The organism is Brevibacterium litoralis (assembly GCF_040212315.1).
GTDB classification, from domain to species: domain Bacteria; phylum Actinomycetota; class Actinomycetes; order Actinomycetales; family Brevibacteriaceae; genus Brevibacterium; species Brevibacterium litoralis.
Genome location: NZ_JBDIUY010000020.1, coordinates 14,445 through 28,626, shown reverse-complemented (window position 1 = coordinate 28,626; position 14,182 = coordinate 14,445). Strand labels below are relative to the sequence as shown.

Genomic DNA, 14,182 nt, shown 5'->3' with positions numbered 1-14,182 from the left:
CGGGCTCAGCCCTCGTTCTTCATCGAGTTCTTCGCCTTGGAAGCGAGGACCATGTTCGTGATGCGGACGATCGAGAGGAGCTTGCCGTCCTCGTTCGTCATCTTCACCTCGTGGGACATGACGGAGCGTCCGTGGTGGAGGACCTCGGCGCGGCCGTACACCCAGCCCTCGCGGGCGGCCCGCAGGTGGGTGGCGTTGAGGTCGACGCCGACGACGTTGCGCCCGTCGGCGAGCAGGAAGCCGTGCATGGAACCCAGGGTCTCGGCCATGACGACGTGCGCGCCTCCGTGGAGGAGACCGGCGGGCTGGCGGTTGCCCTCGACGGGCATGCGCGCCTCGACGAAGTCGTAGCCCATGTCGAGGAACTCGATCCCGCACTTCTCCATGAGGGTGCCGTCCATGCGCGAGGTGTTGAACTCCAGCAGTTGCCGGTACTGCTCGGGGGTCAGGCCGGGCTCCATCCGGGGCAGGCCCTCCGGGTGCGTGGGGTCGGTCTCCTGGAGGTGGCGGGTCGTCATGGTGGTTCCTCGGGTGTCGTGCGGTGCGTGGAGGGTGGTCGGTGTGTCCGCACATCGGGTGCGTCACATTCCTGCACCCTAGTCGGCCTGCCTGAGGGGGTGGACCAGTGGGTAGAGTTGTCCCGGTGAGCACCGAGAAGATCCTCCTCATCGACGGACATTCCCTGGCCTACCGGGCGTACCACGCGCTGCCACCGGAGAACTTCGCGACCTCGACGGGGCAGACGACGAACGCCGTGTTCGGCTTCGTCTCCATGCTCGTCAAGGCGCTGGGCGACGAGAGGCCCACGCACCTGGCGGTCGCTTTCGACCTCGGGCGTCAGACCTTCCGCCTGGAGGAGTACGCCGAGTACAAGGCGGGCCGGGCCAAGACGCCGGAGGACTTCCACGGGCAGGTCGAGCTCATGAAGGAGGTCCTCGGAGCGCTCGGTGTGCCGGTCGTGACCCGCGAGGGCTTCGAGGCCGACGACGTGCTCGCCACCCTGGCCGCCCGCGGGGCCGAGGCGGGCCTGGACACCTACGTCGTCACCGGTGACAAGGACTCCTTCCAGCTCTCCCGCGAGGGCGTGACGATCCTCTATCCCAAGCGGGGCCTGAGCGACCTCACCCGTATGACTCCGGAGGCCGTCGAGGAGAAGTACGGCGTCACCCCGGCCAACTACCGCGGGCTCGCCGCCCTCGTCGGGGAGAAGGCCGACAACCTGCCGGGCGTGCCCGGGGTCGGCGACAAGACCGCCGCGAAGTGGCTCACCAAGTACGGCGACCTCCCCGGCGTCCTGGAGAACGCCGCGGACATCGGCGGCAAGGTCGGAGAGAAACTGCGCGCCCACGTCGAGGACGTCGAGCGCAACTACCGCCTCAACCGCCTCATCGACGACCTGGAGCTGCCCGTCGAGCTCGAGGACGCCCGCTTCGGCGGCCACATCGACCACGAGGCGCTCGGCACCCTCCTCGACCGTCTGGAGTTCCAGCAGTTGGGCACCCGCCTGGAGAAGCTGTTCGGCGAACTCGGTCTCGACTCCGCCCCGGCCGCGGCCGCACGGGCCGCCGACATCGAGCTGCCCACCCCGCGGATCGTCACCGTTCCCGAGGCGTTCGACTGGCTGTCCGGCACCGACGCGGACGCATGGTTGGGTCTGGAGACCGACGCCCGGTTCGAGCGCGGCACAGGGGCCGTCGACGTCCTCGCGCTGGCCCGCGGCGAGGAGTGCGTGGGGATCGAACTCGGCGAGGCGACGGAGGACGACCTGGCGCGTCTGGGCGAGGAACTGTCACGGGTGCCCGGCCTCGTCATGCACGACGCGAAGCGCCAGGTGAAGGCACTGCGGCAGGTGGCGGGCGGCCTGCGGGTGCGGCCCGCGGTCGACACGGAACTCGCCGCCTACCTGCTCGTCCCCGACGCCCGTGGCTACGAACTCGACGACCTGTCCCAGCGGCACCTCGGCGTCGTGCCGACCGCGCCCGAGGCGCCCGAGGAGGGGGCACTCGACCTGCGGGGTCCCGAGGCGGTGGCCGAGGGTGCCGCGCTACGGGCCTGGGCGATCGCGCACCTGGCGCCGGTGCTTCTGGAGAAGGTCACCGAGTCCGGTGGCACGCAGGTGCTGCGCGACATCGAGATGCCGATCCAGCAGGTGCTCGTCGAGATGGAACTCGCCGGGATCGCCGTCGACTCGCCGGCGCTGCAGGCGCTCAAGGAGGAGTTCGACCAGCGGGCGGAGGCGGCCCGGCAGGCGGCCTACGAGTCGATCGGCCACGAGGTGAACCTCGGTTCGCCCAAGCAGTTGCAGACGGTGCTCTACGAGGAGTTGGAGCTCGCGGACGCCGCGAAGAAGGCGGGCATCAAGAAGACGAAGAGCGGCGGGTACACGACGAACGCGGCGGCGCTCACCGCGCTGTACGCGACCTCCGGGCACCCGTTCCTGGAGAACCTGCTCGCCCACCGCGACGTCACGAAACTCGCGCAGACGGTCGTCGGGCTACAGGGCACGGTCGCCGAGGACGGGCGGATCCACACGAGTTACGAGCAGACGGTCGCGGCGACCGGACGGCTGTCCTCGAAGGACCCGAACCTGCAGAACATCCCGGTGCGCACCGAGGCCGGTCGGCGGATCCGTGAGGTCTTCGTGCCCGAGGGCGATGCCGGGTTCAGCGACCTGCTCACCGCCGACTACTCGCAGATCGAGATGCGGATCATGGCGCACCTGTCCGGTGACGAGGGGCTCATCGCGGCCTTCAACGCCGGCGAGGACCTGCACTCCTACGTGGGTGCGCAGGTGTTCGGCGTCGGCACCGACGAGGTGACCGGCGAGATGCGCTCGAAGGTCAAGGCGATGTCCTACGGTCTCGTCTACGGCCTGTCCTCCTACGGTCTGTCGCAGCAGCTGGGCATCAGCAACGCCGAGGCGAAGGGGCTGATGGAGGGCTACTTCGAGCGGTTCGGCGCGGTGAAGACCTACCTCGACGAGGTCGTCGAGCAGGCACGTTCGGTCGGTTACACGGAGACGATGTACGGTCGCCGCCGGTACCTGCCGCAGCTCACGAGCTCCAACCGCCAGGAGAGGGACATGGCCGAGCGGGCCGCGCTCAACGCACCGATCCAGGGCAGTGCGGCCGACATCATGAAGATCGCGATGCTCGCCGTCGACGCGGGTCTGCGGGAGGCGGACGTGAAGAGCCGATTGCTGCTCCAGGTCCACGACGAGGTCGTCGTCGAACTCGCACCGGGGGAGTACGACACGGTCACGGAGATCCTGCGCGAGCGCATGGGGAACGCCGCGAAGCTGCAGGTGCCGCTCGACGTCAACGTCGGCCACGGCGCCACCTGGCACGCCGCCGCGCACTGATCCACGTACGGGTCGGACCGCAACAGGGCTAGTCTGTCGGGCATGGACCACGGGGACGTCGATCGGTCGAGTGCGATGCCGGGTGGGCGCGCGCTCATGGGGATCGTCGCGGCCGATCTCCTCGGGTTGCTGGTCGTCCCCGTCGGGTACGCGAGCCTTCTCGGTTGGAGCTTCGGGGTCGTGCCCGGGGTGCTGGCGACCGTCGGTGCGCTCGTCGTCGGTGCGGGCGTGTTCCTCGGGCTGTACCGCCTCGCACGAACTGTCGGTGCCGGCCCGGACGAGGCCGGTGGACGCGGCCGTGCGGAGAGCAGCGCCGTGGCCCGGGGAGTCCTGGGTCTCCTGATCCTCGCTGTTCTCGCGACCCCGACATGGGTGGCGATCGGCCTCGGTGCGGTGCTCGGGAACTGGGACCTCGGGCCGCACGATCCGGGGCCGGCTCGGGACGTGGCGACGACGCTGCTCGTCACGAGCGCCGTCACCCTGCCGGTGGCGGTCGGGCTCGGGGCGTGCGCGATCGCGAGCCGGATCGGACGTGGCTGGACGATCGCGGCGACGGTCGCCCTGTGGATCGCCCTCGCCCAGGCCGGAGCCGGATTCCTGATCCACATCCTGTGAACGGCGGCCGCGGAGGGCGTGACCTCAGCCGCCGGTCACTCCGGGGCGCGGGCGGTGAAGATCGCGGTGCCGGGCATGACTTTGCCGCGCAGTGGCGACCAGCCGCCCCAGGTGGTCGTCGTCTCGTCCGGCCACTCGGGCTCGGTGAGCTTCTCGAGGGTGAAGCCGGCGCCGACGAGGAGAGCGATCCAGTCGCCGACGGTGCGGTGGTGCTCGGCATAGGCGGGGTTGCCCTCGGGATCGAGCTCCACGTAGGGCGTGCGGTCGAAGTAGGAGTACTCGACGGTGAGGCCGGCCTCGCCGGGGACGTCGGGGAACATCCACCGCAGGGGGTGGGTGACGGAGAAGACGAAGAGGCCACCGGGGCGCAGGACACGGTCGACCTCGGCGAGCACGGCGTCGGCGTCCTTGACGAAGGGGAGTGCCCCGTAGGAGGAGAAGGCGAGGTCGAAGCTGCCCGACGGGAAGGGGAGCTTGCGGGCGTCGGCCTCGAGGTAGGTGGGCGGGGTGACCCCGGCGGGCAGGGGGTTGTCCCGCTGCATCCGCGCGGCCTGTTCGAGCATGCCGCTGGAGAGGTCGATGCCGGTGGCGACGGCGCCCTGGAGCGCGACCCAGCGGGAGCACTGGCCGGCGCCGCAGCCGACCTCGAGCACCTGCTTGCGGTCGAGGTCGCCGAGCAGTCGGACGTCCTGTTCGTGGATCCCCTCGGGTCCCCAGATGAAGTCGTTGGCACCGAGATGGGTGCCGTGCTCCTCCAGGTACTCCTCGGCGGACCCGTCCCAGTAGGACCGGTTGGCGCGGACGGAGGCCTCCTCGTCGATCGCCAGGTAGCCGCCGCTCACGATCTCCGGTGCGTAGTCGCTCTCGCTCATGGTCTCCATCGTAGGGCCGGGCCCGGTACCCCCGGTGTCACGCCCGTCACGGAACGACACGCCCGGGATGCCGGAGTGCGGCCGCGGTGGTACGCTTGTGGACCGTATGCGTGTGTTCTGTGTTTGAGCCGAGCGCATGCGTGCACGTCAATCAACCACCAATTCGAGACCACTGGCACCGGGATCCGGTGGGAGCCCACGGTACAGGCCGATCGCGGCCCGTCCTCACAGGTTCCTCACCACCCCACCGCCAGCGGGTGTCAGTCCATTACGGAGTCCCAACCTTTATGACCACCACCACGCCGGAGACGGCGAAGAACACGCAGGTCGCCGTCAACGACATCGGCTCTGCAGACGAATTCCTCGCGGCTGTCGACGCGACGATCAAGTACTTCAACGATGGCGACATCGTCGAGGGCACCGTCGTCAAGGTCGACCGCGACGAAGTTCTGGTCGACATCGGCTACAAGACGGAAGGTGTCATCCTTTCGCGCGAGCTGTCGATCAAGCATGACGTCGACCCCGCCGAGGTCGTCGAGGTCGGAGACGCCGTGGAAGCCCTGGTCCTCACCAAGGAGGACAAGGACGGGCGCCTGATGCTCTCGAAGAAGCGCGCACAGTACGAGCGCGCCTGGGGCGACATCGAGAAGGTCAAGGAAGAGGAGGGTGTCGTCACCGGCACCGTCATCGAGGTCGTCAAGGGTGGCCTCATCGTGGACATCGGTCTGCGCGGCTTCCTCCCCGCCTCCCTCGTGGAGATGCGTCGCGTCCGCGACCTCGCTCCCTACATCGGCCAGAAGGTCGAGGCCAAGATCATCGAGCTCGACAAGAACCGCAACAACGTGGTCCTGTCCCGCCGTGCATGGCTCGAGGAGACCCAGTCGGCCGTGCGCCACGACTTCCTCAACACGCTGGCCAAGGGCCAGGTGCGCCCGGGTGTCGTGTCCTCGATCGTCAACTTCGGTGCCTTCGTGGACCTCGGCGGCGTGGACGGCCTCGTCCACGTCTCGGAGCTGTCCTGGAAGCACATCGACCACCCGTCCGAGGTCGTCGCCGTGGGCGACGAGGTCACCGTCGAGGTCCTCGACGTGGACATGGACCGCGAGCGTGTCTCCCTGTCGCTCAAGGCGACGCAGGAGGATCCGTGGCAGCACTTCGCCCGGACCCACGTCATCGGTCAGATCGTGCCCGGTAAGGTCACCAAGCTCGTTCCGTTCGGTGCGTTCGTGCGCGTCGAGGACGGCATCGAGGGCCTCGTGCACATCTCCGAGCTGGCCGTCCGCCACATCGACCTGCCCGAGCAGGTCGTCTCCGTGGACGAGACCATCTACGTCAAGGTCATCGACATCGACCTCGACCGCCGCCGCATCTCGCTGTCCCTCAAGCAGGCCAACGAGGGCGTCGACCCGGAGGCCGAGGAGTTCCTCGACCCCGCGCTCTACGGCATGGTCCAGGAGTACGACGAGGACGGCAACTACAAGTACCCCGAGGGCTTCGATCCGGAGACCCAGGAGTGGATGGAGGGCTTCGACGCCCAGCGCGAGGAGTGGGAGGCACAGTACGCCGCCGCCCAGATGCGCTGGGAGGAGCACAAGAAGCAGGTCGCCAAGGCGATCGCCCAGGACGCGGAGGCCGCTGCCGGCGGTGCCGCTCCCGAGGCCGCTGCCGCTCCGGCCGCCGCTTCCTCCTCGTTCCGCTCGGAGGCCCCGGCCGACGAGGGCACGCTCGCCTCGGACGAGGCCCTGGCCGCTCTCCGCGAGAAGCTGGCCGGCAACTGATCACCGCCGCACCGATCACGGTGCGGTCCTGATCAGGTCCGCCTGACACGCGACCCCGGTACCCGCAAGGGTGCCGGGGTCGCGTGCGTTCTGCGGAGACCTCGGCCTGATACGTTCGACCGGTGCACCTCACACGTACTCCTGCCCGGCTCCGTGTCTCCCGGATCCGGTCCGTCCTCGCCGCGCTCGACGTGCTCCCGGCCCGTCGTGGTCGTGCGCCGGTGCGTGCCTGGTCCCTGTACCTGCTCGTCCTCGTGCTCACGACCCTCACGGTGTACGGCGGGGTGATCGCCCATCCCGCGACCCGGGTGTTCGCGGACAACGACGACTCCTCGCTCTTCGTGTGGTGGTTCGCGCACGCCGCGGACGTGGTGGTGTCCTGGGCAGGGCGCCTCGGCGGCGTGGTGTGGGAACCGGCGGGTGAGTGGGGGAGCGGGGAACTGAACCCGCTGTACTCGACGTCGATGAACCATCCGGCGGGGGTGAACGGCGCCTGGAACACGTCCGTGCTCGGGCTCGCCCTGCCGATGACGCCGGTGACGCTCGTGGCCGGGCCCGTCGTCGCGTACAACCTCACGATCATGGCCGCGCCCGTCGTGTCCGCGCTGGCCGCGGCCCTGCTCGCGCGGCAGTTCGTGCGGCGGCCGGCCGCGTTTCTCGCGGGGTTCGCGTACGGGTTCTCCACCTATGTCGTCTCGCAGTCCTCGGGGCACCTCAACCTCGCGTGGGCTGTGATGCCACCGCTCGTCGGACTGGCGGTCGTGCGCTGGCTGCGGGCGCGGGACCGGACGGCCGTGATCGGGACCGGCCTGTGGTTCGGGATCGTGCTCGGGTGGCAGTTCTACATCTCGACGGAGTTGTTGGCCGGCACGTTCCTCGCCGCCTGCTGCCTGGGTCTCGCCCTGCTCGCCTGTGCGTGGTCGACGGTGCGGGCGGCCGTCCTGCGCGTGCTGCCCGGTGTGCTCGTGTCGGTGGGGACCGCCCTCGTCATCGGTGCCCCGTTGCTCCTGGCGATGGCGCTGGCACCGGGGGCACCCGGCCGGGCCATCCGTCCGCACGGGGTGTGGAACCTCGACCTCTTCGACCCCCTCGTGCCCGGGCGGTACACGGGGCTCGGTGGGGGAGTGACCCCGATCCCGCGCGCCATGGACATCGACCCCTCGGAGATCGGCGGGTACCTGGGTGCGGTGTGGGTGCTGCTCGCGCTCGTCGCCGTCGTCCTGTGCTGGAACGACCCGCGGTACGGGACGGTGGTCCGTGTCCTCACCGTCGCCGGGGTGTGCGTGTCGGTGCTCGCGCTCGGCGCGCCGGTCCGGGCCTGGGGGCAGGAGCTGCCCTCGGTCGCGCCCTTCTCCCTCGTCGAATCACTGCCGGTGCTGAAGAACGTGCTGCCCATGCGATTGGTCGTCCACGTGACGCTCGTGGCAGCGCTCCTGCTCGGGATCGTCGTCGAGCTCGGGTCGCGGGCACGCCGGCGGTGGCTGCGGCAGGGGAGTCCGTGGGCCGGGGTGCTCGCGGTCGCGCTCGTCTTCCCCGGTGCCGTCGAGGCGCGGCCGGTGTACGTCCCGGAGTTCTTCGCCGCCGACGGGCACTCCGCGAGCACCTACCGGGACATGCTCCCCGCCGGCGCCCACGTCAAGGTGCTGCCCGTGCCGATGGCCGCCGCCGCCCCACACGTCGCCGAGGCGATGGTGTGGCAGGCGGTGACCGGCATGCACTACACGGACACCGGCGGGTACTTCATCGGCGGCGACGGCGAGGGGACGGTGACGTACTCCGCCCCGGACGACGCGCTCGACCGTCTGCTCGCGGAGTACGGGGACACGGACCTGCCGGCGGGCACCTCGGACGCGGCGGTCGAGGCGGTCGCCGAGGTGCGGGAGGCCGGGGTCGAGTACGTGCTCATCGCCGACAACGGCTGGTACCTGTCCCACGACGCCGAGGCGATCGCCCGCTTCGTGTCCGAGGCCGGCGGCAAGAGCTACCACGAGGCCGGGGGCGTCTTCCTCGTGCCTCTGTGAGTCGGTGTCCCTGTGAGGGCGTGTGTCGCCCGCTAAGGTGGGCGGCATGATGCGAATCGGACTCACGGGTGGGATCGGTGCCGGGAAGTCGACGGTCGCCCGCCTGTTCACGGACCGCGGGATCCCCGTCATCGACGCCGACGCGATCGCCCGCGCGGTCGTCGAACCCGGAGCGCCTGCGCTCGTCGACCTGGAGACCGTCTTCGGACCCGCGATCATCCAGGAGGACGGATCGCTCGACCGCCCGGCGCTGGCGGCCGCCGCCTTCGCGGATGCGGAGTCGAAGGCGAAACTCGACGGGATCATGCACCCGGCGATCGGGCGGCGGACGGCGGAGCTGTTCGAGGAACACGCAAACGCCCCGATCGTCGTCCACGACGTGCCCCTCCTCGTCGAGAACGCGATGAGCGCCAACTACCACCTGTGCATTCTCGTCGACGTGCCGGCCCGGATCCGGATCGAGCGCCTGGTCGGTTCCCGCGGCATGGACGAGGCGGACGCCCGCCGCCGGATCGACGCCCAGGCGACGGACGCGCAGCGGTACCCGGCCGTCGACGTCGTGCTGTCGAACGCCGGGACCCCGGAGGAACTCGAGGCGGCCTTCGAGCAGGTGTACGCCGCGCGGATCGTGCCCTTCGCGTACGCGTTGGCGGAGCTCACCGGAGGGCCGGTGCCGGAAGGCGCTGTCGGTGCTGTGGAAGCGGGCGCCGCCGAGGCGCCTGCGGGTGGGCGGCCTGCCGTCGACCCCCGGACGCATCCGGGCCTGGCGGAACGCCTGCGGGCCCGCGGGGAGAAGGAACTGTTCGACGAGTCGCGGTTGAACGACGTCACGTCGATCATCCGGGACAACCATCGTGGACCCGATGGTGTGGTGGACGAGGAGGCCGTCCCGGACGCGGTCCTGGAGTACCGGATGTCCGGGAAGGGAGCGGAGCCGGATCTGGTGGGGCGCCTCGCCCGCGCAGGCTGGCGCCCGGAGGACGACGGCCCCGGCTACGCACTCGTGGACCCCGCGATCACCGCCAGGATCAACATCCCCTGAGGTGCCCGTACTCCCGTTTCAGCGGAGGGTGGCGCTCAGCTTGATCTGGGTGCCCTTGAGGGCCTTGGAGACCGGGCACTCCTTCTTGGCCTTCTGGGCGAGCGCCTCGAACTGGGTGCCGGAGACGCCGGGGACGGACCCGACGACGACGAGGTGGACGGACTCGATGCCGTCCGTCTGACTGAAGGTGACGTCGGCCGTGACGTCGAGGCGGTCCGGGGGAGTGCCCTCGGAGGCCAGGGCGTTCGTGAGTGCCATCGAGAAGCAGGCGCTGTGGGCCGCACCGAGCAGTTCCTCCGGGTTGGTCACGCCGGAGGTGCTCCCGCCCGCGCGTGCCGCCCAGGTGACGGGCAGGTCGGCCGCACCCGAGGAATCGAGCGAGACGGCTCCCTTGCCCTCGGGCAGGGTGCCGCGCCAGGTGGTGGACGCACGGGAGACGATCGGACGGGTCATGGTCAGCTCCTCGGGGACGGGTAGAGACGTGGGGGCCGCGCGGAGATGCGGTCGATGATCGAACAGGACGGCCTCTGTCCGGTTCGAGGTCTACCCTGGGGGTATGGTCGCGCAGCCCTCGGACACCACTCAACCACAGGACGCCACCGGATCCCACACCCGGCCGGTCCCGAAGATCGGACACCGCCCGGAGGTCGTCCGTTCCGTCGCCCCCTTCGAGGTGGTGAGCGAGTACCAGCCCTCGGGGGACCAGCCGGCGGCGATCGCGGAGATGACGGAACGTCTGGAGCGCGGGGAGAAGGACATCGTGCTCCTCGGCGCCACGGGTACCGGTAAGTCGGCGACGACCGCCTGGCTCATCGAGCAGGTGCAGCGTCCCACGCTCATCATGGCGCACAACAAGACCCTGGCCGCCCAGCTGGCCAACGAGTTCCGCCAGTTGCTGCCCCACAACGCCGTCGAGTACTTCGTCTCCTACTACGACTACTACCAGCCGGAGGCCTACGTCCCGCAGACGGACACCTTCATCGAGAAGGACTCGTCGATCAACGACGAGGTCGAACGTCTGCGCCACTCCGCCACGAATTCCCTGCTCACACGCCGGGACGTCGTCGTGGTCTCGACGGTCTCGTGCATCTACGGCCTCGGGACGCCGGAGGAGTACGTGGACCGGATGGTCTCCCTGAAGGTGGGGGAGGAGTACGAACGGGACGCGCTTCTCAAGCGGTTCGTCGAGATGCAGTACACCCGCAACGACATGGCCTTCACACGGGGCACGTTCCGGGTCCGGGGCGACACCGTCGAGATCATCCCGCAGTACGAGGAACTGGCCCTGCGGATCGAGTTCTTCGGCGACGAGATCGACGCCCTCTACACCCTCCACCCCCTCACCGGGGAGATCGTGCGGGAGGAGGAGGTCGTCCACGTCTTCCCGGCCTCGCACTACGTGGCCGGTGAGGAACGCATGGCCCGGGCGATCGGCGACATCGAGGAGGAACTCCAGAAACGCCTGGAGGAACTGGAGAGCCAGAACAAGCTCCTGGAGGCGCAGCGCCTCAAGATGCGCACCTCCTACGACCTCGAGATGATGCAGTCCATGGGCTTCACGTCCGGCATCGAGAACTACTCCCGGCACATCGACGGTCGCGCACCGGGCACCGCCCCCAACTGTCTGCTCGACTACTTCCCGGAGGATTTCCTCCTCGTCATCGACGAGTCCCACGTGACGGTGCCCCAGATCGGCGGCATGTACGAGGGTGACATGTCCCGGAAGCGCACCCTCGTCGACCACGGGTTCCGCCTGCCGAGTGCACTGGACAACCGGCCGCTCAAGTTCGACGAGTTCCTCGACCGGATCGGCCAGACGGTGTACCTCTCGGCCACGCCGGCCCGGTTCGAACTCGACCGGGCGAACGGCACGGTCGAACAGATCATCCGCCCCACGGGTCTCGTCGATCCCGAGATCACGGTGAAGCCCACGCGTGGGCAGATCGACGACCTGCTGGGCGAGATCCGGGAACGCACCGAGAAGGACGAACGCGTCCTCGTCACGACGCTCACGAAGAAGATGGCCGAGGACCTCACCGACTACCTGCTCGAACACCAGGTGCGGGTGCGGTACCTCCACTCCGACGTCGACACCCTCGAACGTGTCGAGCTCCTCTCGGCCCTGCGTGCAGGCGAGTTCGACGTCCTCGTCGGCATCAACCTGCTGCGTGAGGGCCTGGACCTGCCGGAGGTCTCCCTCGTGTCGATCCTCGACGCCGACAAGGAGGGCTTCCTCCGCTCCGCCACCTCGCTCATCCAGACGATCGGTCGTGCCGCTCGCAACGTCCACGGCGAGGTGCACATGTACGCGGACCGGATGACGCCCTCCATGCAGCAGGCGATCGAGGAGACCGAACGTCGCCGCGAGATCCAGCAGCGCCACAACGAGGAGCACGGGATCACCCCACAGCCCCTCACGAAGAAGATCAACGACATCACCGAACGCCTGCAGCGCGAGGACGAGGACACCCGCGAACTCCTCACCGAGTTCGACTACGGCAAGGGCAAGCGCGGCTTCAACTCCACCCTCACGGACGAGCAGCGGGCGAAGGCCCAGTCGGCGGCCGCGGCGGCGGGTACCGTCGTGCAGCCGACCGACGACCTCGTCGAGCTCATCGCGACCCTCACCGAGCAGATGCACACGGCGGCCGCAGAGCTCCAGTTCGAACTCGCGGCCCGCCTGCGTGACGAGATGGCCGACCTCAAGAAGGAACTGCGCCAGATGCAGCGGGAGGGTCACGCCTGACGGGAGCCCTGGGGCGCCTCGGCGGAGGGGAGAGTAACGGAATCATCACGACGACCCTGTAGAATCACGGTGTCGAAGGGGAGTATCCCCCAATCCAAGTCCGGGGGTCGTCATCACGACGGCGCGTCCAAGGCCTGTCCGGCCCCGGAGCGGTGAGCACACCGCGGGAGAGACCTTCGGATCATGCTGCAGGACCACCGACGGTGGTCCGTGTCGTTGTCTGAAAGGCCTCACGTGGAGATCCCACTCACATTCAAGCTCGTCTCGGGAGCCGTGCTCCTGCTGATCCTCATCGGCGACCTGCTCATGGTCGTCAAGCGGCCGCACGTGCCCTCCCTCAAGGAGTGCGGCCTGTGGGTCGGCTTCTACGTCTCCCTGGCACTCGTGTTCGCCGGTGTCCTGTGGGCGCTCGGTGACGCCCAGCACGCCGGCCAGTTCGTCACCGGTTGGCTCATGGAGTACTCCCTGAGCATCGACAACCTCTTCGTCTTCGTGCTCATCATGGGCGCCTTCGCCGTCCCCAAGCGGTACCAGCAGGAAGTGCTGATGGTGGGCATCATCATCGCGCTCATCGCCCGCGGTATCTTCATCCTCGTCGGCGCGGCCGTCATCGAGCGGTTCGTCGAGGTGTTCTTCCTCTTCGGCGCCTTCCTCCTCTTCATCGCCTGGAAGCAGGCCTTCTCCGAGGAGGACGAGGGCGACGCCGAGAACGGTCTCATCAAGTTCCTCAAGAAGCGGATCAACGTCACCGAGGAGTACCACGGCAACAAGCTGCGCGTGGACATCGACGGCACCCGCTTCTGGACCCCGATGTTCATCGTCTTCATCGCGATCGGCTCGACCGACGTGATGTTCGCCCTCGACTCGATCCCCGCGATCTTCGGCGTCACCCAGGACGCCTTCCTCGTCTTCACGGCCAACGTCTTCGCCCTCATGGGCCTGCGCCAGCTGTACTTCCTGCTCGGTGGCCTCGTCGACCGCCTGGTCTACCTGCACTACGGCATCGCGGCGATCCTCGGCTTCATCGGCGTGAAGTTGCTGCTCCACGCGCTCCACGCCTCCGAGTGGGTGCCCTTCCGCGCGCACGTCCCGGAGATCCCGATCTGGATGTCGCTCACCTTCATCGTCCTGGCCATGGTAGTCGCGACGGTCGCCTCGCTCATGAAGATGCGGCAGGAACCCGACCGCGTGCAGCTCGGACCCGTAGCGGACGACTCCGCCGACGAGGACTCGCACAAGCACTCCTGATACCCCGCTCCCGAGGCGCCCTGGCCTTGGCATCTCGCCTGCCGGGCGTGGCGCGGGGAACCCCGAAGCCACTCCCATCGGGGTTTCCCCGCGCCACGCCCTCCTCGGGCATGTCAGCGGCCCTGCGGGGCAACGAGTTTCGTGGCGAACGAGACTTCTCAGCCGGCCCAGGGGCCGAAGACGGGGGTCCAGGGGCGGATCTCGGTGCGTTCGATGACGCCCTCCTGCGCGAAGGGGTCCTGGGTGAGGAGGTCACGGAGGGACTCCTCGGACTCGGCCTCGAGGATGAGGAGGCCGCCGGGCGCCTCGCCGTCGAGAGGTCCGCCGGCGAGCAGGATCCCCTGCTCGTGGATGCCGGCCTCCCACTCGCGGTGGGCTGGGCGAACCGACATGCGGTGGTCGGTGTCGGGGCCGTAGTGGTAGATGACGGCGAACGTGGCCATGGGGACTCCTCCTGTGTCGGGGTGTGCACGTGCGACCGGTCGGCATCTGAGAGACT

11 protein-coding genes are annotated in these 14,182 nt (G+C 69.0%); 7 read left to right on the top strand and 4 right to left on the bottom strand.

Annotated features, from left to right (window positions below; genetic code table 11):
• Nucleotides 1-5: 5 nt before the first annotated feature.
• Nucleotides 6-518 (bottom strand): PaaI family thioesterase, encoded by a 513-nt coding sequence (locus AAD496_RS06975; RefSeq protein ID WP_349827942.1) that lies wholly within the window; start codon nt 516-518, stop codon nt 6-8.
• A 125-nt stretch (nt 519-643) separates the two neighbouring features.
• Here AAD496_RS06975 and polA point away from each other — a divergent pair, with 125 nt between their 5' ends.
• Both polA and AAD496_RS06965 read left to right on the top strand, forming a co-directional pair.
• On the top strand, nt 644-3,361 hold the full coding sequence (polA, locus tag AAD496_RS06970; protein ID WP_349827941.1) for a DNA polymerase I: 2,718 nt from the start codon (nt 644-646) through the stop codon (nt 3,359-3,361).
• A 42-nt stretch (nt 3,362-3,403) separates the two neighbouring features.
• Nucleotides 3,404-3,976, top strand: coding sequence for a hypothetical protein (locus tag AAD496_RS06965; RefSeq protein WP_349827940.1), 573 nt, complete (start codon nt 3,404-3,406; stop codon nt 3,974-3,976).
• Between the two features lie 35 nt (nt 3,977-4,011).
• On the opposite strand, the gene AAD496_RS06960 is transcribed toward AAD496_RS06965, so the two are convergent.
• Entirely contained in the window at nt 4,012-4,848 is an 837-nt protein-coding gene (locus AAD496_RS06960) for a class I SAM-dependent methyltransferase (protein WP_349827939.1), read from the bottom strand.
• A gap of 287 nt (nt 4,849-5,135) precedes the next feature.
• Between AAD496_RS06960 and rpsA the strand changes: the two genes are divergently transcribed.
• The 3 genes from rpsA to coaE all read left to right on the top strand — a co-directional run bounded on the left by rpsA (nt 5,136) and on the right by coaE (nt 9,689).
• Nucleotides 5,136-6,626 (top strand): 30S ribosomal protein S1, encoded by a 1,491-nt coding sequence (rpsA, locus tag AAD496_RS06955; protein ID WP_349827938.1) that lies wholly within the window; start codon nt 5,136-5,138, stop codon nt 6,624-6,626.
• A 122-nt stretch (nt 6,627-6,748) separates the two neighbouring features.
• Entirely contained in the window at nt 6,749-8,647 is a 1,899-nt protein-coding gene (locus tag AAD496_RS06950; protein WP_349827937.1) for a hypothetical protein, read from the top strand.
• Between the two features lie 46 nt (nt 8,648-8,693).
• A complete protein-coding gene (gene coaE / locus AAD496_RS06945; protein WP_349827936.1) occupies nt 8,694-9,689 on the top strand; it encodes a dephospho-CoA kinase in 996 nt (331 codons plus the stop codon).
• 18 nt (nt 9,690-9,707) lie between these two features.
• Here coaE and AAD496_RS06940 read toward each other — a convergent pair whose 3' ends face one another.
• A complete protein-coding gene (locus AAD496_RS06940) occupies nt 9,708-10,142 on the bottom strand; it encodes an OsmC family peroxiredoxin (RefSeq protein ID WP_349827935.1) in 435 nt (144 codons plus the stop codon).
• 103 nt (nt 10,143-10,245) lie between these two features.
• Here AAD496_RS06940 and uvrB point away from each other — a divergent pair, with 103 nt between their 5' ends.
• Both uvrB and AAD496_RS06930 read left to right on the top strand, forming a co-directional pair.
• Complete coding sequence (gene uvrB / locus AAD496_RS06935; RefSeq protein ID WP_349827934.1) at nt 10,246-12,435, top strand: excinuclease ABC subunit UvrB; 2,190 nt, start codon at nt 10,246-10,248, stop codon at nt 12,433-12,435.
• Nucleotides 12,436-12,669: 234 nt separating this feature from the next.
• Nucleotides 12,670-13,683 carry a TerC/Alx family metal homeostasis membrane protein gene (locus AAD496_RS06930; protein ID WP_349827933.1) on the top strand — a complete coding sequence of 338 codons (1,014 nt, stop codon included), beginning with the start codon at nt 12,670-12,672 and terminating at the stop codon, nt 13,681-13,683.
• Between the two features lie 158 nt (nt 13,684-13,841).
• Here AAD496_RS06930 and AAD496_RS06925 read toward each other — a convergent pair whose 3' ends face one another.
• Entirely contained in the window at nt 13,842-14,126 is a 285-nt protein-coding gene (locus AAD496_RS06925) for a YciI family protein (RefSeq protein ID WP_349827932.1), read from the bottom strand.
• Nucleotides 14,127-14,182 lie beyond the last annotated feature (56 nt).